The organism is Acetobacterium wieringae (assembly GCF_026646375.1).
Lineage (GTDB): Bacteria > Bacillota > Clostridia > Eubacteriales > Eubacteriaceae > Acetobacterium > Acetobacterium wieringae_A.
Window position 1 is genome coordinate 17,184 of sequence record NZ_JAIPPU010000017.1, and the last position, 23,542, is coordinate 40,725.

25 protein-coding genes and 1 other annotated feature are annotated in these 23,542 nt (G+C 44.6%); of the genes, 2 read left to right on the forward strand and 23 right to left on the reverse strand.

The features are described 5' to 3' along the window. Positions 1-198 carry a hypothetical protein gene (locus Q7P33_RS14510; RefSeq protein ID WP_303871404.1) on the forward strand — a complete coding sequence of 66 codons (198 nt, stop codon included), beginning with the start codon at positions 1-3 and terminating at the stop codon, positions 196-198. A gap of 427 nt (positions 199-625) precedes the next feature. Here the strand turns inward: Q7P33_RS14510 and Q7P33_RS14515 are convergent, their stop codons facing one another. From Q7P33_RS14515 to Q7P33_RS18070, 13 genes are all read right to left on the reverse strand, one after another. After that, positions 626-1,180, reverse strand: coding sequence for a hypothetical protein (locus Q7P33_RS14515; RefSeq protein WP_303871405.1), 555 nt, complete (start codon positions 1,178-1,180; stop codon positions 626-628). A 2-nt stretch (positions 1,181-1,182) separates the two neighbouring features. Continuing rightward, complete coding sequence (rlmD, locus tag Q7P33_RS14520; RefSeq protein ID WP_303871407.1) at positions 1,183-2,535, reverse strand: 23S rRNA (uracil(1939)-C(5))-methyltransferase RlmD; 1,353 nt, start codon at positions 2,533-2,535, stop codon at positions 1,183-1,185. A 57-nt stretch (positions 2,536-2,592) separates the two neighbouring features. Beyond that, a complete protein-coding gene (locus tag Q7P33_RS14525) occupies positions 2,593-3,192 on the reverse strand; it encodes a TetR/AcrR family transcriptional regulator C-terminal domain-containing protein (protein ID WP_303871409.1) in 600 nt (199 codons plus the stop codon). Positions 3,193-3,320: 128 nt separating this feature from the next. Next, positions 3,321-5,432: a YhgE/Pip domain-containing protein gene (locus Q7P33_RS14530; RefSeq protein ID WP_303871411.1), complete on the reverse strand. Its 2,112-nt coding sequence runs from the start codon at positions 5,430-5,432 to the stop codon at positions 3,321-3,323. 207 nt (positions 5,433-5,639) lie between these two features. Then, positions 5,640-5,960: a thioredoxin gene (gene trxA / locus Q7P33_RS14535; RefSeq protein ID WP_303871413.1), complete on the reverse strand. Its 321-nt coding sequence runs from the start codon at positions 5,958-5,960 to the stop codon at positions 5,640-5,642. Between the two features lie 33 nt (positions 5,961-5,993). Continuing rightward, on the reverse strand, positions 5,994-6,554 hold the full coding sequence (locus tag Q7P33_RS14540; protein WP_303871414.1) for a flavodoxin family protein: 561 nt from the start codon (positions 6,552-6,554) through the stop codon (positions 5,994-5,996). 239 nt (positions 6,555-6,793) lie between these two features. Next, positions 6,794-7,285, reverse strand: coding sequence for a hypothetical protein (locus tag Q7P33_RS14545; RefSeq protein ID WP_303871415.1), 492 nt, complete (start codon positions 7,283-7,285; stop codon positions 6,794-6,796). Positions 7,286-7,373: 88 nt separating this feature from the next. After that, entirely contained in the window at positions 7,374-7,535 is a 162-nt protein-coding gene (rd, locus tag Q7P33_RS14550) for a rubredoxin (RefSeq protein WP_070370677.1), read from the reverse strand. 193 nt (positions 7,536-7,728) lie between these two features. Further along, the gene (locus tag Q7P33_RS14555; protein ID WP_148636984.1) at positions 7,729-7,896 is read right to left on the reverse strand and encodes a 4Fe-4S binding protein; all 168 of its coding nucleotides are present in this window, start codon (positions 7,894-7,896) and stop codon (positions 7,729-7,731) included. A 69-nt stretch (positions 7,897-7,965) separates the two neighbouring features. Then, entirely contained in the window at positions 7,966-8,805 is an 840-nt protein-coding gene (locus Q7P33_RS14560) for a stage 0 sporulation family protein (RefSeq protein ID WP_303871417.1), read from the reverse strand. A 4-nt stretch (positions 8,806-8,809) separates the two neighbouring features. Next, positions 8,810-9,796 carry a DNA polymerase III subunit delta' gene (gene holB / locus Q7P33_RS14565; protein ID WP_303871419.1) on the reverse strand — a complete coding sequence of 329 codons (987 nt, stop codon included), beginning with the start codon at positions 9,794-9,796 and terminating at the stop codon, positions 8,810-8,812. A gap of 23 nt (positions 9,797-9,819) precedes the next feature. Next, the gene (locus Q7P33_RS14570) at positions 9,820-10,131 is read right to left on the reverse strand and encodes a hypothetical protein (protein ID WP_303871421.1); all 312 of its coding nucleotides are present in this window, start codon (positions 10,129-10,131) and stop codon (positions 9,820-9,822) included. Beyond that, positions 10,124-12,262 (reverse strand): aminotransferase class V-fold PLP-dependent enzyme, encoded by a 2,139-nt coding sequence (locus tag Q7P33_RS18070; protein ID WP_369693318.1) that lies wholly within the window; start codon positions 12,260-12,262, stop codon positions 10,124-10,126. Before Q7P33_RS18070 ends, Q7P33_RS14570 begins: the two co-directional genes overlap by 8 nt. Before the next feature lie 128 nt (positions 12,263-12,390). Between Q7P33_RS18070 and trxA (Q7P33_RS14585) the strand changes: the two genes are divergently transcribed. Then, positions 12,391-12,717 carry a thioredoxin gene (gene trxA, locus Q7P33_RS14585; protein WP_070370672.1) on the forward strand — a complete coding sequence of 109 codons (327 nt, stop codon included), beginning with the start codon at positions 12,391-12,393 and terminating at the stop codon, positions 12,715-12,717. Positions 12,718-13,004: 287 nt separating this feature from the next. Here the strand turns inward: trxA (Q7P33_RS14585) and metG are convergent, their stop codons facing one another. From metG to rpsF, 10 genes are all read right to left on the reverse strand, one after another. After that, on the reverse strand, positions 13,005-14,948 hold the full coding sequence (gene metG, locus Q7P33_RS14590; protein ID WP_303871422.1) for a methionine--tRNA ligase: 1,944 nt from the start codon (positions 14,946-14,948) through the stop codon (positions 13,005-13,007). A gap of 65 nt (positions 14,949-15,013) precedes the next feature. After that, positions 15,014-15,241, reverse strand: a binding site (T-box leader). A 55-nt stretch (positions 15,242-15,296) separates the two neighbouring features. Next, a complete protein-coding gene (gene rsmI / locus Q7P33_RS14595; protein WP_303871424.1) occupies positions 15,297-16,139 on the reverse strand; it encodes a 16S rRNA (cytidine(1402)-2'-O)-methyltransferase in 843 nt (280 codons plus the stop codon). Beyond that, a complete protein-coding gene (locus tag Q7P33_RS14600) occupies positions 16,140-17,528 on the reverse strand; it encodes an NAD(P)/FAD-dependent oxidoreductase (RefSeq protein WP_303871425.1) in 1,389 nt (462 codons plus the stop codon). It abuts the gene before it with no gap. Positions 17,529-17,540: 12 nt separating this feature from the next. Next, positions 17,541-18,896 (reverse strand): replicative DNA helicase, encoded by a 1,356-nt coding sequence (dnaB, locus tag Q7P33_RS14605; protein ID WP_303871426.1) that lies wholly within the window; start codon positions 18,894-18,896, stop codon positions 17,541-17,543. 14 nt (positions 18,897-18,910) lie between these two features. After that, positions 18,911-19,360: a 50S ribosomal protein L9 gene (gene rplI / locus Q7P33_RS14610; protein ID WP_303871428.1), complete on the reverse strand. Its 450-nt coding sequence runs from the start codon at positions 19,358-19,360 to the stop codon at positions 18,911-18,913. Further along, positions 19,357-21,330 carry a DHH family phosphoesterase gene (locus Q7P33_RS14615; protein WP_303871430.1) on the reverse strand — a complete coding sequence of 658 codons (1,974 nt, stop codon included), beginning with the start codon at positions 21,328-21,330 and terminating at the stop codon, positions 19,357-19,359. The genes rplI and Q7P33_RS14615 overlap by 4 nt, the downstream gene beginning before the upstream one ends. Next, positions 21,327-22,280 carry a YybS family protein gene (locus tag Q7P33_RS14620; RefSeq protein WP_303871432.1) on the reverse strand — a complete coding sequence of 318 codons (954 nt, stop codon included), beginning with the start codon at positions 22,278-22,280 and terminating at the stop codon, positions 21,327-21,329. Before Q7P33_RS14620 ends, Q7P33_RS14615 begins: the two co-directional genes overlap by 4 nt. A 270-nt stretch (positions 22,281-22,550) precedes the next feature. After that, positions 22,551-22,778, reverse strand: coding sequence for a 30S ribosomal protein S18 (gene rpsR / locus Q7P33_RS14625; RefSeq protein ID WP_070370664.1), 228 nt, complete (start codon positions 22,776-22,778; stop codon positions 22,551-22,553). An 18-nt stretch (positions 22,779-22,796) separates the two neighbouring features. Then, positions 22,797-23,234, reverse strand: coding sequence for a single-stranded DNA-binding protein (locus tag Q7P33_RS14630; protein WP_303871433.1), 438 nt, complete (start codon positions 23,232-23,234; stop codon positions 22,797-22,799). 11 nt (positions 23,235-23,245) lie between these two features. After that, complete coding sequence (rpsF, locus tag Q7P33_RS14635) at positions 23,246-23,533, reverse strand: 30S ribosomal protein S6 (protein ID WP_070370662.1); 288 nt, start codon at positions 23,531-23,533, stop codon at positions 23,246-23,248. Between the last annotated feature and the right edge of the window lie 9 nt (positions 23,534-23,542).

A 23,542-nucleotide genomic window follows, 5' to 3' on the forward strand; every position in this document is an offset into this window, starting at 1 on the left:
ATGACAAGAGGACGTTTCGTCTGTCATATTTATCATTTTACTGCCCGCTTCACCATCATCTTGCCCAATCCCAACACTCAGCTGAATCTGTCGTATCAGCTGATTTCGCTTATCTACCGATACTTCTCCCAGATCCCGGTGTTCGGGGTTCTGGCTAAGCAGATTCGTCATTCGTTCATCGGTTCATCTGGTTTTTGAGCGGGTATCCAGACATTCGTCCTGATTTTCATACTCAAAAAATCGAATAAAATCTGCTTCTGTCAGAAAATAGTTTTTGATTATCCCACTATCAAGTGCTGTTGCCTTTCCCTGATAGGCCTGCCTGATCTGATCGTAACTGTTCCACCACTTCGCTGTTTAAACGATTCTGAAAGAGGTGCCCGGTGCGGCCGTATTTGTTATTGTGCAATTGCACATAGTCAACGGTCATCCGTTTGATACTAGTTCCCAGTTCTCCCCCCTTCTTTGATCAGCAGATGAATGTGATTTCCCATCGGGCAGCAAGCACACAACTCAAAGCCACCCTTTTCTCTGGCTTTATTCAGCTATTGCATAAAAATCGATTAAATTCAGTCCGAAACAATGTGAAAATTTACACTGTAGCTATCAATCCAACGCTTATCTACTACAACTTATACGGTATCGTTAACGCTTCTTCCAAACTCCAGCCCTCTTTTATTCGATCTTTAAAAATATAGCTTTTGATTCCCCAATAAGCGCACATATCTTTCTCGGTGTCAAACTTCCTACCCAAATGATCAACTACCATATTCGGATTTTTACCTTCTAAGGCTTCTTCCAATGTCCAGCCATCTTTTATCCGATCATTAAAAACGTACTCCTTAACACCCCAATAGTTACACATTTCAGACTTTGTTTTAAAACCCCTGCCTAGGTGATCCTTAATGCTATCCGGTTGTTTACTTTCTAACGCCTCTTCCAATGTCCAATTTTCAGAAAGTCTATCTTTAAACACATAATATTTAACGCCCCAATACTTACACATCTCTTCTTCTGATTTATAGCCTCTGCCTTTATGGTCTACTACCCGAACCGTTAAACAATCCTCTAAAGACCACCCTAGACTTCTTCGATCAAGAAAGACAGCATAACTGATATTGTATGCTGAACACATTTCTTTAACGCCCTGATAACTCTTTCCTAAATGATCTTTAACCATTTTTACACCCTCGTTACCAACACCACCGTCTCCACGTGCCCGGTATGCGGAAACATATCCACACATTTCACCTTCTTCACTTCATACCCCGCTGCCACAAAAAATGGCAGATCCCGGGCCAGCGATGTTGCCTTGCAGGACACGTAGACAAAAGTCTTGGGTTTGAAATCAAGAATTTTAAAGATCGCTTTGGGGTGAATGCCATCCCGGGGCGGGTCCAGAATGATCACATCGGCCGGATCATGAAGATTGGCCACCTCCACCATCACGTCGCCGGCGATAAACTGACAGTTATCAAGGCCGTTCTTGGTGGCGTTGGCTTTAGCGGCTTCGACTGCTTCGGCCACCAACTCGATGCCGACCACCTTTTTAGAAACGGGTGCCAGTACCTGGGCAATGGTACCGGTGCCGCAGTATAAATCATAAATGACTTCGTTCTGTTCCTGTCCGACAAAATCCCGAACGACCGAATAGAGCTTTTCGGCCCCTAAGGTGTTGGTCTGGAAAAAGGAAAAACTGCTAATTTCAAAGGTCAGTCCCAAAATCCTATCCTCAATTTTATCTTCACCATACAGAGTTTTGGCGGTTTCGGCTTTGACCACATCGGCAACCCCATCGTTTTGGGTATGCAGAATCCCCCGGATTTGGCCGGACAGCGGCAGCTCCAGCAGGCAGTTGACAAAAGCCGCTTCGTCCAGGGTTCCCTGGGTGGTGGTGGCCAGATTGATCAGCAAATCACCGGTATGTTTTCCCTTGCGCACCACCAGATGCCGTAAAAAGCCTTCGTGACTGCGTTTATGAAAATAACTGTCCCCGGTTCGGGTAAAATAGTCCAGCACGGCTGTTTGGATTATATTAAAATCGGCATCGGTAATCTGGCAGCTATCGGTTTTGACAATATTATAAAAGCTTCCCTGTTCGTGCAGCCCCAGCATCAGCGGGCCATCCTTTTCATTATCCCCAAAGGAATACTCCATCTTGTTGCGGTAACCGAAAACCTCGGGGCTGGGAACAATCCCCTCATAGGTAAAGCCCGCTATCCCAGCCTGCTCCAGCAGGTTTAAGACATAGCTTTCTTTAAGCTTTAACTGTTCGTCATAGGGCAGGTTCTGGTAGGTACAGCCCCCGCATTTATCAAACACATCGCAGACGGCATCAATTTCATTGGGGGCTTTTTCCAGCACTTCCATGATGCGGCCCTCATATTTTTTTCGTTTCTTGGCAATATTTACCAAAACGCGTTGACCGGGCAGGCCGTTTTTCATGACAACTTTTTTTTCGCCATGCATTCCCCAGGATTTTCCGGGGAAATTAAACCCTTCTATCGTTAACTCAATAGTTTCATTCTTCTTCAATTTGGACTCCTTAAATTTTTCATTATGTGTGGCTGCTGATCCAGCCGGTCTTCACTGTTACGCTTTGGTCAGTTCCTGAAAATAACGGGAAACGGCAAACATCCGGGCCCCGTTGATAATCTCTTTAATGCTGATGGTGATTTCCTCGGGTGATTGCTTCATCCCGTTTTGGGCCCAATCGATAATCATCCCCACCACCCCATAGGACAAAAATTCGGCGGTAAAAGTTTTCTTCTGGGGCGTCATCACCGGAGCAACATCCGGGTTCATTTTACGATCACGAGACAGGTGTTCAATCATTTCCATAAATATTTCCTTGGTGACGGTAAACAGATAATTCTGAAATTCGGTACCGTTGATGTCTTTTAAGGTGGTTTGATAAAAATGGCCATCCTTTTTCATGGTCGTTAACAGCGCCAGCACCTTGCTGTCCCAGTTTTCGATGGTCAGATCTGTTCGGATGACTAAAATCGCCTCCTGATAAACGATCCAGTTGATCAGATCATATTTATCGTGAAAATGATAATAAAAGGTCTGGCGGTTCAGACCGCAATCGGCGGTAATTTCAGCAATGGTGATTTTTTCAAAGTTTTTATTTTTTAAAATATGTTTAAAGCTTTTGGCGATCGCTTTTTTAGTTATTGATGCATCGGACATGCGGACTACTCCTCGTGATCTTTTTTTGAAGATAATTATATCATTTCCGCTTCTTATTTCAAAGTAATCGACCCAAATAAAAAGAACCCCGCATAGAGCTATGCAGCGTTCTTTTAATCTTGGTCATTTTAAAATAAGTGATCCGAGTTCAGTTCGGCGATGGCGGTGACATCCTCTTTATCTGCCTTCTTTTTCTTAATCATGGTCAGGAAGATCGTAGCGGCAAAGAAAACCACCAGGTAAATCACCAGAATCAGGAAGCTGTGCCAGAAGTCGCCGGAGATGGCACCGGTAATGGTATCCTTAAACACCACCACCGAATAGGTCATCGGCATAAAGGGGTACAGCATCTGGAAGAACTTCGGTACCGTTTCAATCGGGAAGGTGCCACCACAAGAGGTCAGCTGTAAAATCAGCAGCGTCAGCGCCACAAATTTTCCGGCGTCACCCATATGGATAATACAGAACTGGACAATCGCCAGGAAGGTCATCGAGACCAGACAAACCGAAACAAAGTACAGTCCGGTATGGGCAATTTCCAGCCCCAGGGCGTATTTAATGATGCTGCCCAAAAGAATTGCCTGAGCCAGCCCCAACAGCAGATAAATAAAGCTGCGGGCGGTCTTATTGCCGCTCTCCCGGGACAGGATTTTGAATTTCTGATCGGCATCAAAATAAATTCCGAAGAAGATAATCAGACCGCCAACCCAGAGTGACAGCGACATAAAGTAGGGCGAAAAGTAGGTGCCATAATTGGCAATCGGGTCAATGACCGCATCGTCCACCGTAACCGGCTCGCTGACATAGGTGCCCAAACCATTTAATTTGACCGTGTCGGCATTGGCATCATTGACAGCAGTGGTAACACCGTTCTGAGCGGTGGTAATTCCGTTGTTAAGTTGCTGCTGACCATCGACCAGGGTCGTGGCACCACTAGCCAGGGTGTTGGCCCCATCAGCCAGGGTATACACCCCATTGGTCAACGTCGTGGCCCCGTTTGACAAAGCCGTTGCGCCATTTGTCAGTGATGAAGCGCCGTCTGAAACGGCACTGGCTCCAGATGAGATGCTGTCGGCAGCATTATTTAATTGACCGGCGGCGCTACTAACCGTAGCAATCCCATCATCCAGGTTGCTGGTTCCAGCGGCCAATGCCTGGGTTCCGGCGGCAATGGCATCGGATGCGCCGCTTAGTTGACTGCCCGCAGCTTCCAGTTGGGCAATGCTATCGGCGTTGTCACTGGAGGCCATATTCTCAATAAAGGCGGCAAACTGGGGATCCTCCATCAGCTCCGGATGCTCACCGACAAAGGCCGAGATAAAGGCCGAGGTCTGATTGACGTTGCCAATCAGGGTATCGACCCCGGCAGTATAGGCTTGAATCCCCAGATTGAGCTGCTCGGTTCCAGCGGCCAAACTTTCTGCCCCATTACTCACTTGGGCCGAACCACTTTTTAAGGTGCTGATGCCATCGTTAAAATCCGAAAATTTTGCGGCAAATTGCTCGGTTCCAGCGGCCAGAGTTTGCGTTCCGCTGGCCAGGGTCTGGCTGCCAGCAGCAAGGGCCTGGGTACCGGAAGCCAGGGTTTCTGAGCCAGCGGCCAATTCCTGGGAACCAGCGGCCAGCGAATAGGTACCATTCGCTAAGGTCTGAGAGCCGCTCAAAAGTTGCGCTGAGCCGCTGGAAAGCTGGGTTAAGCCATCATTCAAAGTACTCAACTGACCGGGCACCTTGGCCACCTGATCGGTCAGATTGTTAACGATCTCGCCGGAGATGCTTTCTCTTAAGCTGGTTTCCATTTGCATCTCAGCTTTTCCGAGGATCTGGCTGGCCAGATAATTTCGTTTTTCGTTGGGCGAAAAAATAATGCTGGCAGTCTGCTTGTTAACCGTCGCCGCCGAAGCAATATTGTTTGAGAAATTCTTTGGCACCACGATCATTGCATAGTAATCATCGGTTTCGGTACCGGCTTTTCCGGTGGCTTCGTCGGTAATCACATACTTGAAGGTGCCGTCCTTAATCAGTTCATCAATAAACTCTTCCCCCAGATTGCGCTGCTGATTATTGATGGTCGCGCCCGTATCGTTATTGACCAGTGCCACCGGCAGATTATCGAGTTTTGAGTAGGGATCCCAGAAGGCGCTGAGATAGAAAAAGCTATACATAAGTGGTATAATAATAACACCGATAATGACAATCAATCGAACCGTATTGGCTTTATTCACTATTTTTTTATTCATTTTATACTCCTTTCACTTGCTTAAAGGAGTATAGCACTGGGTTGACCGCTTGTAATTATACGATTCTTCAAACTTGTCAGAAATCCCGACAAATCGGCCGATTTGTCTAAAAATGAAAACGGTCTCCTTATTTTTTTTAAGGTTTTTATCTACAAAAAAAGAATCACTTCTTAATGAAGTGATCCTTGTCATCCGGCTTATTGTTTCCTAACCGGTATAGTAATTCAGCTTTTCCAGTAAAACCCCTTTTGACTGAAGCCCAACGATGGTTTCTACCACCTCGCCACGTTTAAAAATCTTCATGGTTGGCACGCTCATTACCCTGTATTGCTGGGCCAGGCTCTGGGTCTGATCGATGTCGACCTTATAAATGCCCACCTTGTCTTTTAACTCCTCGGCCACCTCTTCTAAAATCGGTGCCAACGCTTTACAGGGCCCACACCAGGTCGCAAAAAAATCTACCAGGACCACACCTTCGCCTTTTAAAACCAGAGTATCAAATTCGGTTTGATCGATTATCTTTGCCATTTTATTTCTCCTTATTTCTTGATTTTTATAAAGTTATGCCATCGGCGTATTGATTTTACTTGCAATTTCTGCCAGCTCGTCCAGGCACTTTTGATTATCCAGCGCTGGCAGCTCATCGGTATGGGAAAATTGAACGAAGCCGATCTCATCACAGCTCAGGGTTTTTTTGTACCACTCCAGGGTATTATCCATGGCCTGAAACTGTCTCGGATAATGCGGTGCTCCACCGACTCCAATAATCAGAATTTTTTTCTTTTTGATGTTCGATTTATCCTTAAGGTTATAAATCATCTGAGTTCGATCAATCAGCGCTTTAATTTTTGAGGGAAAAGCACTGAAATAAACCGGACTGGCCACGATCAGCAAATCACAGCTTTCCATTTTCTGATAAATTTGGGTCATATCATCCTCAATGACACATTTCCCCTGATGCGGAATACAATAATCACAGGCAGTACATGCATGAACATCGATCTGATTGACATTATATTCAAAGAATTCGTGTTCAACTTCAATTTTATTAATAAAAAAGTCGATGGCCTTCTGCGTATTCTGACCATTCCGGTGGCTTCCCATAATTGCTACGATTTCCATAGATTTTCCTTTCCTGATGGATCCTTTAGTTATTTAGGAGTATTATACCCGATTTATTACCGCATTAACAACATCTAATTGCCTGATAAAATTTCTTCTGAATCGCAAATTTTTTTATCCAAAAAAGAAAAAAACCGAAGCCGTGTGAAAAGCGTTCGGTTTTTTCTAAAAACTTTGAAAGAGGGTAACTTGTTATGTCCAAATAATACCCTATTTCCCTTAAGGTTTCCTTAAAACTATTATATTTTGACCTGTTTTTTTAAGGTTTCATGAAATTTCCCGGTACATTGGATCTTGGCACAGCAAATTTTTCCCTGTTGCTCATATTGGATCACATATTTTCGTTTTCCGTCCATATTTGTCAGGGTGTAGTTACGCATTTGTCCTTCGATCTTTTTAGCTTCTTCAAGTGGCACAATTTTTATTATGTCGTCTATTTTTATTTCCAGTACCGTTTTTTTCCAAAAAAATATTTTACGGTCGATGGTAAATTGGTCATGGGTAATAATCATCTCATAGATGGTTGTAATATAGCGCAATGAAATTAAAAAGCCCCCCATCATAATCACCAGACTAATTACACCAACAATTGTTTTTAACCGATAATCTTCCAGGGTATTGGCAAACTGATTGTATAGAAGCGTATATCCAACCACCACCACCATTAATATCCCCAGGGTTGTGATGCTGATTTGTTTGCTTTCAAGGGTTTCCCGTGCTTTAACTGCCATATGTCCTCCATGTTTTCGTAGTCATTTTCATTATAACCCATTGATCCCATAAAAAAAAGAGCTTTGGCTCTTTTTTGACTGCACTTTTCTAGTCTTCTGGTGAAAAATCTTCTTTTGAAACGCCGCACAACGGACAAACCCAATCTTCGGGGATATCTTCAAAGGCTGTTCCCGGTGCAACGCCGCTGTCAGGATCCCCTACCTCAGGATCATAAATATACCCGCAAATATCACATACATATTTTTGCATTTTTCCTCCTCCAGATCTTAATCTGTCATTGATTTTATTTCTCGAGTAGATATTTACCCATATATTTTATTATTTAACACTCTTTTAAATCATATCATTTAAATTATTTAATAAAAAATTACTGCTCTAGTTATTCCACGTTAAAGGCACCTCCCAGAATACTCTGGAAGGTGCCTTTTTTTCATACTTCTAACTAGTCCTGAACAATTGCTTCTACTGGACATTGTTCTGCGCAAGAACCGCAGTCAGTACATGTAGCTGCATCGATAACATAGATATCGCCTTCAGAAATTGCTTCTACTGGACATTCGTCCATGCAAGAGCCACAAGCAATACATTCATCTGTAATTTTGTAAGCCATCTAAAAAACCCTCCTTTTAGCATTAACAACATCTTTATTATATCCTTTTTTGAAGTGAAATCAAGATGATTATTTATCTTTTTTGACTTTTTCGAATTTTTTTACTTCAATTTCTTCCAGAAGATATTTTTTTACCTCGGTTTCGTCCTTATTCACCTGAATTTTAACGAAAACGGTTTCTTCCAGAATGCTTAACTTAAAGACTTCCCCTTCACCATCGGCGGTGATGACACGTTGTCCCACCTTTGGCAGCTTTTTAGAAACCTCTTCATAAAATTCCTGCTCATAGGTCAGGCAACATAAAAGCCGCCCGCAGATCCCGGAAATCTTCGTTGAATTAAGGGATAGATTCTGTTCCTTGGCCATTTTTATCGATACTGGGGTAAAATCCCCCAGCCACTGGGCACAGCAGGTCGTCCGTCCGCAAACACCCAGTCCTTTGAACAATTTGGCCTCATCCCGCACCCCGATTTGCCGCAGTTCAATCCGAACCTTAAAGATCGATGCCAGATCTTTGACCAGCTCACGAAAATCGACCCGGCCTTCGGCAGTAAAATAAAAAATCGCCTTTTTCTGATCAAAGGTATACTCCACATCGATCAGTTTCATTTCCAGCTTGTGCTTTTTGGCCTTGGCAATAAAAATTGCTTTGGCATCCTGTTCATTTTGCTTGAGTTTATTAAACTCTATGGTATCTGTTTCGGTCGCTTTACGGATCACCGGTTTTACCGGAGCCACTATTTCTGCTTCATCCACATCTCTGGCAGTCAACGCAATTTCACCATACTCAATGCCTCTGACGGTTTCGACAATAACCGGATCAAACTGATCAAACTCAATATTCAGGGGATCAAAATAATATATTTTGCCCACCTTTTTAAATCGTACACCGACGACTGATTTTCCCATTGGCTTATCCTTTCTGAATTTTCATTATCTTAATGAAACACTTTTCCCATTGTAATCTTAAGTTAACATTATATTGTATCGTCGCCATCATTTCAAACAAAGTTTTAATGATGGCCTGATTTTTTTCATTTTCCAGCAATTGATAATAGGCCCGATGCGCCGGATTCGGTTCTCCCTGCTGCGGCAATGGATGACCTTCCAGAAGGAGATTGACCTCATAAAACCAGTGAATAAAAAACTCCAGCATCTCCTGGCTGGTGGCTTTATCCTTGGACAGCGCTTCGGCCAGCGTAAAAATCTTTATCTCATCGCCTTTTAACAGGCTGTACAGTTCCCGCAGAAAGTGGGTTCTTTCTTTTTGAATCTCACTGTTATTGAGCAGGTATAAGGCCATCCCCGGGGATCCCCCAGCGGCCCGGACGGCTTCGATCACCGCTTGTTTTTCAAATTCGCCTTGCCCAAAAACAACAGCCTCCATTTCGACCATGCTCAACGGCTGAAAATGATAGCTTTGACAGCGGGAGCGAATCGTCGGTAAGATCGACTGGGGGTGGCTGGTGACCAGAATAAAAATATTATAGCTAAGCGGCTCTTCCAAAGACTTCAGTAAACTGTTCTGGGCCTCTGGTGTCATCTTTTCTGCCCCATCAATGATATTAATACGCCAGTCTCCCGAATAGGGTTTAATTGCCAGCTCACTGATCATTTCCCGCACCTGACTGATCTTGATGCTATCGACTCCCGCTTTGGGCCCAATTATTCTGACATCGGGATAGTTCTCATGCTCAATTTGAAGACAACCCGGACACTGGCCACAGCCTGGGTTGATCCGATCCTGACATAAAAGGGCCTTGGCAAACTCCCGGGCGGTTTTCTTTTTTCCAATCCCATCGATTCCTGAAAAAAGGTAAGCGTGGCTTACCTGCTGGGAACCTATTTCGTTGGCAAGATGATTGATAATGGTTTGATGACCCTGAATCATTTCAAACATAGTTTTCCTCTCACAGACAGTTATTAATGGGGTTTTTTCTTTTTCTCATCTCCGTTATCCCAATCATCACGATCCAGTCCCAATTCTTTATCCAGTTCGGCACTGAATTCTTCATAATCCAGGAGATCAAGGGCCGCTTCAAAATCGCTGTCTTTAACAAAAACCTCAATGTGTGCGGGCGTAAAATTTCCCATAAAGATGCTGCGAATTGGTCCGCCAAAACCTTTTTCTCTGGTAATGACCTCAATCCCGTGGGCATTTAAATAATTCTTAAGCAGAATAAAATCCATGTCGGAGTCGGCCATGGTTAAATAGGTATACTGATCTTCAATCATTTGATTTATGCTCCTTTATGCGTTCCCAGATTTCCTGATGGATACTTTTTATACTGCGCAATTGGTTATCCGTAACACAATTGATTTCCGTCCAGCCATATTCTGCCACCAGCGCCAAGGCACTGCAGTAAGAATCCCTAAGATGTTGGGGGCTGCTTTCATGAATATCTTTTTCCTGTTTTCCGGTTATTTTATTGTTACGGTTTTTAATTAACCGCTCATTGATCTCTGGGGGAATGTTAAGAAAAAAGACCAGATCCGGAATCGGCAGACCATAGAGATTGAATTCAAAATCCCAAAGCCAGTCAAGAAAACGTTTCCGTTCGTCCGGATCCTTTATTTTTCCCGCCTGATGAACCATATTAGAGGTGGTATAGCGATCGACCAGTACCAATCCCCCCTGTTTAAGAAAGTCCTCGTAATCTTCCTTATAGGAGGCATAACGGTCGGCGGCGTAGAAGGTTGACGCGATATAGGGGCTGATGCTCCCGGGATCTTTCCCGAAAGCCCCTTCCAGATATAATTTTACCATCGCTGATGATTTTTTGTTATAGCGGGGATAGGCGATTTTTTTGACTTTTTCCCCGGTTTCTACCAGCCGGTCATAGAGCAGTTGGGTTTGGGTCTGTTTCCCGCTACCATCTACTCCTTCGATGACGATCAGTTTTCCCTGATGATTCTTTTCCATGATTACCGGCTCCTTTTTGATAATTGTGACGGCTCTGTTTACATCGATTCCCACCACCGCCACCTGGTGATCCAGCAGGTCGTTTAGATATCCTACCATTTCAGCGGTGATCCGGCTGCCCGGCAACAAAACCGGAATCCCCGGCGGATAGGGAATAATAAAATCCCCAACCAGTTGCCCAATGGCCTGTTCCAGCGGTATTTGACAGCGTTCTTCCCAGGCAAGGGCTTCCCACAGTGGTATCTCTGTTTGGACAGCAGCCGTAAAATCGATCTGCTCCCGCCACCGTCGGGGGGACTGAGGCTCTTTTTCGACCGTTAAATCGAGCCGGATGGTTTTATTTATAGCACAGATAGCTTGCATTAAGCTTACTAAATCAGCCCGGGTGGTGCCCATCCCGGTCATCGCCAACAGATGATTATCTGCCGACATTTCGCATTGAATGCCGTAATCGGCTAACAGCCGGGCTTCCACTTCCGCTCCGGTGATGCCCCGGGTCGAAAACAGCCACTTACTGCGATCATAATCCTGTGCTGCGGTTTCTCCGCCATACAGAACAATCGGCTCCTGACCATTCTGCTGCTGACAAAATTCCTGATGCGCAGCCACAATTCCATTAAATATGGCTTCGCCCTTTTCCTCGGCCGCATCCACCGCCTCTTCCACCGAGATCATCAGCGGATAGCTGGGTGACGAGCTTTGTAGCAGGCTAAGATAGGCTTTGATCTTCTGACGATTGACGCGGTTGCCCTGAAAATGAAGCAGCGAGCTTTGGGTCAATGATCCCAGAATTTTATGGGTACTCTGAATCACCACATCGGCACCGGCTGAAATAGCGTCTGGCGGCAGTTTTTCACTAAAGCACAAATGAGCGCCGTGGGCTTCATCAACAATTAAAAATTTCTCCTGTTCATGAAGGATTCCGGCAATTGTTTTTAGGTCACTGATGGTACCATAATAGCTGGGATTGGTCAAAATCATCCCCTTACTGTGGGGGTTTTTGGCCAGAGCCTGACGAACCGCAGCCACACTGATTGAGTGGGCAAAGCCCAAGTTTAGGTCAATCTCCGGGGTGATAAAAACCCCTTCAATGCGCCCTAGCCCCAGGGCCCCAAAAACGGCCCGATGACAGTTGGTGGGCACCAGCAGCTGCTCACCCGGAGCACAGCTGCCCAGGATGGCACTGTGAATACCCGTAGTAGTGCCGTTGACCAGAATCGCCGCTTCATCGCTGTGATAGATCGTTGCCAGTTTTTTCTGGGCTGCAGCAATGATCCCCTGGGCATCATGAAGATTATCCGCACCGGGAATTTCGGTAATATCATAATCATATAAGGCAAAGGCATCACCCCGGCCCTTATGTCCGGGCATGTGAAACCGGTGCTTATTGTTTTTGTTAAGCTTTTCGAGTTCACTTTTGATGATACTCTTTTTTCTATTCATTTTTTCCATGCCTCTATTTTAACACAATCCCCCTCCTTTAAACGGAGAAATTTAACTTTTATCCTTTTAACTTCTTATGAATTATTATATAATGATTGAGCAAATATGTTAAAGAGGTGAAGAGAATAATGTCCAGTGAAAAAGTTATAACAATCAATATGGAAAATTTCGAAACTGAAATTTTATCCTATGATGGAGCTGTCATGGTGGATTTTTGGGCAGAATGGTGTGGCCCGTGTAAAGCCCTGTCGCCAACAATTGATGAAATATCTCAGGAGCTTGAAGCTGGTATGAAGGTTTGTAAAATCAATGTGGATGACAACCAGGCCCTGGCCCAACAGTTTCGGGTGATGAGTATCCCCACCGTGGTTTTCTTTAAGAACGGTGAAGCGGTTAACCGCTTTGTCGGTGTTCGAGAAAAAAATGAATACATCGAGATGATAAAAAGTCTCTAATTCGGGACTTTTAAAAAGTCTAAACAGAAAAAAATTCTGTTTAGACTTTTTTTATTATTTCTAAACTACCATGCGCTTCACTGTCCGTTTACACAAAACAGTTTTTACACTGTTCGACTGCACATTACAACATCCGCAAAGGCAGTCGCAATCACAAGCTTGCTTGTAGTTGGCGACTGCCTGCGACCTCGAAGAAATTCGTCCAGCGATTTTTTCTGGTTGTTTGTGAAACTGACAGCAAAGCAATCATTGTTCTATTTTAAATTACCTGAATTTTTTTGTATAAATTACGATACTTTTCCGCCGGAGGGAATGCCATCGACGGTGACCAGAGATAATTTCTTGCCCTTGGTGGCGGCCAGAATCATACCGTTGGATTCCAGTCCCCGGAGGTTGACCGGTTTTAAGTTGGCCACCAGAATGACAGTTTTACCAACCAGGTCTGCTGGGGCGTAGTATTTGGCAATCCCAGAAACTACCTGCCGTTTTTCCTGGCCGACTTGCAGCTGTAAAACCAGCAAGCGGTCGGCATCGGGATGGGGTTCACAGGCGACTACCTCAGCCACCCGCAGTTGCACCTTGGCAAAATCGTCAATGGTGATCAGGCCTTCCGGCAATTCTTCCGGCGTTTTACTCTCATTTTCTTTTTTAGCTTTTTCGGCTTTCGCTTCTTTAACCGGCTGTTCCGCTTTCTTTTCCAGCTCAATGCGCGGGAACAGGGCGTCACAGCGCTCGATTTTGAGCCCTTCTGGATAGCCGCCAAAATGCTGGATACTGTCCCAGGTTAAACATGCCGCCGGACAGTTTAGCTGTTCACCGATTTTTCGGGCGGTTTCCGGCATTGCCGCCGAAATCAGCACCGTGACGATCCGCAAGGACTCGGTCAGGTTATACATTACCTGGGCCAGACGAGCCTGTTTTTCCGGGCTTTTGCCGAGTACCCAGGGTTGGGTTTCATCAATATACTTATTGGAACGGGAAACCAGCTTCCAGATTTCTTCGAGGGCCCGGCTAAAGTCCAGCTTATCCATGTAGTCACTGACAACCCCGGGCGTTTTTTCAGCCAGTGCAATCAGATCTGTGTCAATATCTTCCGTCTCACGCTCTGTTGGAATCACACCACCAAAGTATTTATCGGTCATCGCCAGGGTTCGGCTGAGCAGATTACCAAGATCATTGGCCAGGTCGGAATTGATGTGACTGACTAGCAGATCTTCATTATAAACACCGTCCGAACCATAGCTCATTTCCCGCAACACATGGTAGCGCAAGGCATCAACCCCATACTTGTCGACTAAAACCACGGGATCAACCACATTCCCCACCGATTTTGACATTTTTCCGCCTTTTAATAAAATCCAGCCGTGACCATAAACCTGTTTGGGCAGCGGTAATTTTAACGCCATCAGAATAATCGGCCAATAAATGGTATGGAATCGAATGATATCTTTGCCGACCAAGTGGACATCGGCCGGCCAGTATTTTTCCATCAGATCTGGTTTGTCATTGAGGTAACCCAGGGCCGAAATGTAGTTGGGCAGGGCATCAATCCAGACATAAACCACATGACCAGGATCAAAGTCAACCGGTACCCCCCAGGTGAAAGAGGTTCGGGAAACGCACAAATCCTGCAGCCCGGGTTTAATGAAATTATTGATCATTTCATTTTTGCGGGATTCTGGCTGAATAAAATGGGGGTGTTCTTCAATATGTTTGAGCAAATCATCGGCATATTTGGACATTTTAAAGAAGTACGCTTCTTCCGAAGCTTTTTCCACCGGTCGTCCACAATCAGGACAGTTGCCTTCAACTAGCTGACTTTCGGTCCAGAAGGATTCACAGGGGGTACAGTACCAGCCTTCGTAATTGGACTTATAAATATCGCCCTGATCATAGAGCTTTTTGAAAATCCTCTGAATCGTTTTTTCATGTTCAGGATCCGTGGTCCGGATAAACTGATCGTAGTTGATGTTCATGGTGTCCCAAAGGCTTTTGATGCCGGTGACAATCCCATCGACATAGGCCTGGGGCGCAACGCCAGCTTCAGCCGCCACTTTTTCTATTTTTTGACCGTGCTCATCGGTACCGGTTAAAAAGTAAGTATCATAGCCCTGCAGTTTTTTAAACCGGGTAATTGTATCGGCCGCCACCGTGGTGTAGGTATGTCCGATGTGCAGGTTCCCGCTGGGATAGTAAATGGGGGTGGTGATATAAAATGTTTTTTCTGACATAATTTCTCCTTATTTTGTTTCTTTATTTTCGAGATGCTAAAATCCGCAAAAAAACCCTCCATCCAGTTAAGGGCGAAGGGTTCGCGTTACCACCTTAGTTCACATTATTCTCACAAATAATGCCTTCATAAGTTTATCAAACTTTCAGTTTTATCGCGTCAAGCGGTTTGGGCTAAACGATTCACCCAAACTTACTCCGAGGCCATCTTCAATGCTTTTTCTGTCACCGGCTTTCACCATCCCGGCTCTCTCTCCACAGTATCCACATCTACTCTTCTCTTCATCGTAATTTTAAATTTTTTAATTGCTATCCCTATTATACTTTAATTCCAGATTTTTTCAAGGGCTTTATCGCTTAACCGCGTTATAAACATCCCGCCTGGAAATATTACGATCTTTGGCCACTGCTTTCATCGCTTCTTTTTCCGGCAGGCCGGACTTCAGATAATGAGCCAGATGGTCTTCGAGGCTCAGGCTTTCCAGTTCCAGAGAAGCCGCCCCCTGGCCTTCATCGGCGGTTCGGCCTTCAATACAGATAACGTACTCGCCCCGGGGGGGATTTAGCTGATAATAGTCCCGATGCTCTGCGATGGTGCCGTAGCGGGTTTCCTCATAGCGTTTGGTAAGCTCCCGGGAGATACTCATCTGCCGATGCCCCAGGCCATGTTGATCCAAAATTTCCAGGGTTTTAGGCAAGCGGTGGGGTGACTCATAAAGCACCACCGTATCCGCCGATGCGGTAATTCGGTTGACCCCTTCTTTGACCGCCTTATTGTCTTTGCCTAAAAAGCCGAGAAATAAAAAGGAACGGGTATCCAGTCCTGACAATACCAATCCACAAAGACCGGCATTGGGACCGGGCACCACCTCCAGATCAATCGCATTGGCGACACAGCCTTTAACCAGCACGGATCCCGGATCGGAGATCAGTGGCATTCCGGCATCAGAAATCAGGGCGATATTTTGACCCTGTTTCAGCAGTTCAATCAGACCTTCACACGACTTTTGTTCGTTATGCTGATGATAAGCTACCATTTTTTTAGAAATCTCAAAATGATTGAGCAGCTTAATCGAGTGCCGGGTATCTTCGGCGGCAATCAGATCAACCTCCTGTAAAACCCGCAATCCCCTGATACTCATGTCATCCAGATTGCCGATTGGCGTACCGACTATATAAAGTTTTCCGGACATCTATTCGTTATAAAGGTTTCGGGCCACATAGACTCCATTGGCGGAGGCCTGCATTAACCCCCGGGTTACCCCGGCGCCATCCCCCAGTACATAGAGATTCTTAATGCTGGACTGGAAGTTTCTATCCACCGTCACCTTGTTGGAATAGAATTTGACCTCGACCCCATAAAGTAAGGTTTCGTCACTGGCGAGACCGGGTGAAACATGATCCAGGGCCTGAATCATTTCCACGATGTCCTTCATAATCCGGTAAGGCAGCACCAAACACAAATCACCAGGCACTGCATCAATTAAGGTTGGCCGAATGTTATTGCGCATCAGCCGTTCTTCGGTGGTTCGGCGGCCTCTTAAGAAATCGCCATAGCGCTGCACCATGATCTTGTTGCCAGTGAGCATATTGCCCAACCCGGCAATATGCTTGCCATAGGCAACCGCTTCTTTAAAGGGTTCGGTAAAGCTTTTAGAAACAAGCAAGGCAAAATTGGTGTTGTGGGTTTTTAAGTTATCGGATTTATAGCTGTGGCCATTGACCACCGCCAATTGGTTATCGTAATATTCAGTCGATACGACGCCCCCGGGGTTGGAACAGAAGGTTCGGACGCTGTCATCAAAGGTGGGGGTATAATAAACCAGTTTACCTTCATAAAGGGCGTCATTGATTTCTTGCATCACTTCGTTGCGGGTTTCCAAACGAACGCCGATATCGATTTTTCCGACCTTGGTTTCCACCTTGTATTCTTCACACATCGAGGTAAACCATTCCGAGCCATCCCGGCCCACGGCCACCAGTACCTTATCCGCCCGATAGGTTTCACCTTTGGCAACCACGCCAACGACGGAATTATTCTCAACCACCAGGCTTTGCACCGGAGTTCTAAACTTAATGTCGATGCCCAAATCATTGATTAAGTAATTTTGAATCCGCTGATAAATGGTATAACCGACCTCGGTGCCCATGTGACGAACCGGGCATTCAATCAGTTTTAAATTGCTCTGGATTGCCTTGGTCCGAATATCCCGGATCTTATCCGGATCATCAACACCATGAACCCGTTTGTCGGCACCAAATTCAATATACAAATCATCGACATATTTAATCAGATCAACTGTGGTGTTATAGCCAATGTATTCCGGCAGCTCACCGCCGACATCGGGTGAAAGCGATAGCTTGCCATCCGAGTAAGCACCGGCACCGGCAAATCCGGTAGTAATATTACAGGGTTTGCAGCCAATGCAGACATTGGTCTGACGCTTGGGACAAATCCGTTTTTCAATTGAATTGCCTTTTTCCAGCATTAATATTTTAAGTTCTTTGTTCTTTTTGGCCAGTTCCATGGCTGCAAAAATACCACCGGGGCCAGCCCCAATGATGATTACATCATATTTCATGTTCTTCTTCCTTTAAGCAAACGCATCCGGGCCATAGTCATCTTCATTATAACCCACAGCCAGATCGTTGAATTTTGTATATTCAGGTATCCATGCCAGACGCACGGTTCCGGTAGGACCGTTACGTTGCTTGGCAATGATGACCTCAGATAAGTTTTTTAATTCTGGGTTTTTATCGTAATAGAATTCCCGGTATAACAGCATGATGACATCGGCATCCTGCTCAATCGAACCGGACTCTCGCAAATCCGACATGACCGGATGGTGATCGGTTCGAGCATCCGGGGCTCGGCTAAGCTGTGATAAAGCAATCACCGGCGCTTCCATTTCCCGGGCCAGGGCTTTAAGACCCCGGGACATTTCAGAAATTTCGTTTTGCCGGTTTTCAGTTCGTCCACCGCCGCTCATGAGCTGCAGGTAGTCAATCACAATCAGATCCAGGGATTTTTCAGTTTTTAGCCGCCGACATTTGGAACGGACTTCCGAAACCGTGATTCCCGGGGTATCATCGATAAAAATACTGGCGCCGTAGAGGGTGTTGTAACCAACCACCATTCGCTCCCAGTCTTCCTTACTGAGATTCCCGGTACGGACGTTATTGCTGTCCACTAATGAGGCTGCGCAAAGCATACGCTGTACGAGCTGTTCCTTGGACATCTCCAGACTAAAAATCGCCACTGAGCGATTGTCTTTAATGGCAGCATTTTGAGCAATGTTCAAGGCAAAGGCGGTTTTTCCCATTGATGGTCGGGCCGCCACAATGATCAGATCCGAGGGCTGTAAGCCGGAGGTAATATGATTAAGTTCGGTAAAACCGGTTTCAATTCCGGTGAGCTTGCCTTTTTTACTTTCGATGGCTTCAATCTGGGCCAGGGTGGTGGCGAGGGTTTCCTGAATACTCTGAAAATCGCCCGTTCGCCGGCCCTGGGAAACCTTAAAAATTTCCTGTTCGGCCCGATCAATGACATCCCCGATATTATCATACTGGCCATAACTGTCTTCGAGAATCTGAGTGGCCGTATGAATTAGATTTCTTATCACCGCCTTCTCATGAACGATTTGGCAGTATTCCAGATAATTCCGGTGAATCGGCACCATCTCGATCAGCTCACTGAGATAGCCAATCCCACCGATTTTTTCCAGCACCCCCCGGTTTCTCAGAGCGTTGATCAGCGTGACCGTATCAATGGGTTTTCGTTCATTGTGAAGATCAAGCATCGCTTCATAGATTTCTTTATGACCGCCCCGATAAAAATCCTGGGGGGATAACAGCTCCTCAGCCCGGGCAATATTGGACTCATCCATCAGGATGGCACCTAGCACAGACTGCTCTGCTTCAATATTATGGGGCGGGACTTTGGGATTCATCACCGCTTAATCTCCTAGGCTTCGCCTTTGATGAGTACGGTCAGTTTTCCGATTACGCCCTGATAGGTTTTAATCTTAACCTCCGCCCGACCCACATTGCGCAATGGCATTTCCAGTTCGACTTTGCGCTTATCAACCTTGATGCCTTTTTGTTTTTCGAGAGCTTCAGCAATGTCTTTACTGGTAACCGACCCAAACAATTTGCCGTCTTCGCCAGCCCGTTCGGTAATCGTAATTTCCGTTTCATCAATGGTTTTAGCTAGCTCAACGGCGGCCTGTCGTTCGGCTGCGACTTTTTGTGCTTCTTCGGCTTTGTTCGTCTCAGCCATAGCAATATTTTCTTTATTGCCAATGACACCCTTACCGGTTTTAATCAAAAAGTTCCGGCCATAACCATCCTTCACTTCGACAATATCACCTTTATTTCCAACATTTTTTACATTTTCCAATAAGACTACTTTCATGATCCATTCTCCTTCTTGTATTTTTTAATGGCAGTGAGCAATAGTTCGACCCCGGTTTCGATATTTTTTTCACCGGGAAACTGTGCTCCGGCAATGGCCAAATGGCCACCACCACCCAATTTTTCTAAGATTACCTGAACATTGACTTCGCCCATGGAGCGGGCACTGATAGCCAGCCCCTCTTCATTTTTAAGAATGATAAAGGAAGCCACGATTCCCTTAATATTTAACAATTCATCCGCCGCCTGGGCGGCAATCACCTTACCATAATCGGTATTGTTCTCAAAGGTTGAGATCGCAATGTTATCAAAATAGATTTTAGCATTCTTGACTGCATCTGATTTGGCCGTATAGGTATTCAGATCATCCTGCAGCAAAATTTTACTGATCAGGGTATCGGCGCCCTTTCGCCTTAAGTAAGAGGCGGCTTCAAAGGTTCGCACCCCCGTTTTTAAGGTAAACATCTTGGTATCCATACACATCCCCGCCATTAAAGCGTTGGCTTCAATGACATTGAGCTGGCTCTTCTCATCAAAATACTGCAGCAACTCAGTCACCAGTTCGCAGGTGGATGAAGCATAGGCTTCAGTATAGGTCAACAGCGTTTCATTAATGGCTTTTCCAGACCGCCGATGATGATCGATAACCACTATTTTAGGGATCTGATCCACCAGGGACGGCATTTCCAGATAATTGACGGTTTGGGTATCTAAAATAATCAAAAGTGTGTTTTTAGTGGCATAGCTTTCGGCTTCTTTGGGGGTAATAAAGGCATCCTGATAGGCTTCATTTTCCAACAGATAATCAAACAGTGATTTGATCGAATAATTTATCTCCCGAATCACGATTTTTCCTTCTTTACCAAGGGATTTACAGGCTCCCAGCAACCCGACCGCCGACCCCAGACAGTCCATATCGGGATTCTGATGACCCATCATCAGAACGTGATCCGACTCTTTGATTAGCTCTTTCAGACCGTAAGCCTTAACCCGGGCCTTAACCTTGGTTCTTTTTTCGGTGGCTTCGCTCTTGCCCCCGTAAAAGGACATTTTTTCATCTTGCCGCACCACGGCCTGATCACCACCCCGAGCCAGGGCAATATCCAAGGCTGAATGGGACAATTCCTGAGATTCGATAATCCCCAGAATATTTTCAGAGATACCAATACCAATACTGAGGGTGATCGGTACTTTTTCATCATTTTCAATTTCTCGAACTTCATCAAGGATTTTAAAATTCTCTTTTTGCAGAGCACAGATTTTTCCCCGCTCAAAAATCATCAGATAACGGTCACTTTCATACTCAATGATCACACTGCCCAGCTGTTTCGCCCATTCGTTAAGCTTCAGATCAACCTTTCCAAGTATCGCCGAGCGCTTATGACTGGGAATCTGCTCAATGATATCATCATAATTGTCAATGACGATGTAGCAGAACAGCGGCGAGTTTTTCCGGTACAGCTGCCGCTGCTTACTTTGTTCGGTGACATCAAAAAAATGCAACAGTTCAAAACTATGAATTTTGTCAGAAAAAGCATTCGTAACCACACCATAGTCCCGTTCTTCATAATGGAAGGTAAATTCCTCTGCTTTGATGGCCTCGATCAGATTGAAATCTAATTCTTTAATGATACTTTTTTTGAACAAGCCTTCTTTTTCTTTTTTAAAGGCCTTTCCAAATGCCTGATTATACCAATAAATGATGCCTTCATTATCGACAATCGCCATGGCAATCGGCATTTCATACATCCGTTCCTGATTAATCTTATCGAGATCACTGTAGATTTCATCAATGGCTTTATCGATTTTGATCTCATCAATGGTGGTGTTTTTGGTGTAATACATGATCAAAATCACAAAGATAATAACCCCGCCAATTCCCAGGAAGATATTAAAAAAACCAAGTACCAGAGAGACAATCAACTGAGCCGCTAACGCAAATCGGACAATATCTTTTTTTGACTCTTTCATTTGATCTGGGACTCCCTTCGAAAAATCCGACGAATTCCGATGTACGTATCAGCGATCCCCAAAATGGTTACCAGTGAGCTAAGCAATAAGCTTAAGATGACTACCAGCACTTTTAGCCCCTTATTCGTTAATTGCTTGTATTCCAGATAGTTTAAAATCAATGATAGTCCCATAATGAGGAAAATAATATTGACAAAATTCATCACCGTGACAATATAAATCTGCGGAATCGTGGTAATCTGAAACATACTGATGATAAAATCACCGAGGATCAGTACCATCAAAAAATATTTAAGGGTTGCTGGCATTTCCCATTGACTTAAAGGTCTAAAGGTTTTAACCGGATAGCCGATCCGCTTTAAAATCATATCTGAAACGATCACATTGACCATCCCAAATACAACTGGCAGTAACAGAAAAGCACTGGGTAATGCCAGCTTCATCATTTCAATGTTTTTATCCATGGCCGTTTTGGCCATTGCCAGCTGTTCGGCATCCATAATATTGGCGATTTGATAAAACGTCATCACCTCACTGGTACTCTGTTCCAGGGTCTGTAACAGCAGGCTGGTAAAACCAATCCCCATCACCCATTCATAGCTGGCCACCACCGCAATCAGCAAAATTGCAAAACCAATAATTCCGATGGCCACTTTCAGAACCGGTGAATAATCCCGATTATAGGCAAATCCCAGACTGCAGCCCACAAAAAGCATCAGGGCCCCAAAAGAAATCGCATTGAGCGGTCCCAAAAAAAGACCAATTAGAATCGTGGCTGCAATGCTGGAAAGGATACTCACCTTCAGACCCTGGCGTTTTCCCAATACCACCATCGGTACCGGTATAAAAAATACCAACAGCACAAAAAAAGGCAAGTAATAGCTAACTAAGGTAAGAATGACTCCCAGAGCACAAAACATGGCACCTTCTGTTATTCCACGTGTTTTCATTAATCCTCCAAATTGGTAACTTACGTATTACCCTATCCCACTCATGTATAAAAAGTTACTGAACCATTATATCATATTAACGGAAAATGCCTATTATTTTTGTTTGCTCTGATTTTTAATTTCTCCCACAATTCTTCCAAACCTTCCCGGCAGAATCATTTGCCTGGTGCGTTTTAACAGGAACTTCGCTCAAGAATTTACTTCGCTCATTGGTGAAAAAGAAAAAGCTGTTCGCTCCAGATCCTTCCTGAAACAAACAGCTTTGCGTTTTTAATTGTTTGAGCTATATGGTAATAGGGCAACATTTCGCGCACGTTTAATGGCTTCAGTTACCTTTCTCTGATGTTTAGCACAGGTGCCGGTTGCTCGTCTTGGTAGAATTTTCCCACGTTCGGAAACGAATTTTTTTAACGTTACTACATCTTTATAGTCAACATTTTCTACTTTTCGTTCGCAAAACTCACAAACTTTTCTTCGCTTTTTAAATGGTTTTGGCATTGTATTTTTCCTCCTATCTTAAAAAGGTATATCGTCATCATCGGCCATCAGATGAAAATCTTCATCCAATCCCATTACTGACATATTATTATTGGATTGTGGCGCTGAAGTTTGCTGGAATCCGGCATTCGAATCTCTCCGGCCAGATGAGAGAAAACTAATCTCATCGGCAACAACTTCCGTCACATAACGTCGTTGACCATCCTGTGCGTCGTAACTTCTTACCTGTAGTCGTCCTGATACACCAATTTGGCTACCCTTTGACAAATATTGTCCTGCAATTTCTGCCTGTTTTCCCCATACAACGATTGGCACAAAATCTGCTTCTTTTTGACCATCTTTGTTTTTAAAACGACGATCCACCGCTAAGGTAAATGAAGCGACTGCTCTGCCCGTTGTTGTGTTTTTCACCTCAGGATCACGGGTTAGTCTTCCTACGAGAATTACTTTATTCACAGAATTGCCCCCTATTTCTCTTTTTTAATAACGATGCTTCGAATAAACTGTTCGTTAATTTTGTATAAATGATCCAATGCATCAAGTACTGAATTATCAGCTTTGAAGTCAATTAAAACATAGAAGCCTTCTTGATACTTTTTATCGATTTCGTAGGCTAATTTTCGTTTGCCCCATTCGTCGACTTTTTCAATTTCTCCAGCCGCTTCAATAACAGCCTTTACTTTGCCAACGAGTTCTTCAATCGCTTCTTTCTCAAGATCCGGTTTTAAAACAAATAGTGTTTCATACTTTCTCATTCCATTTCA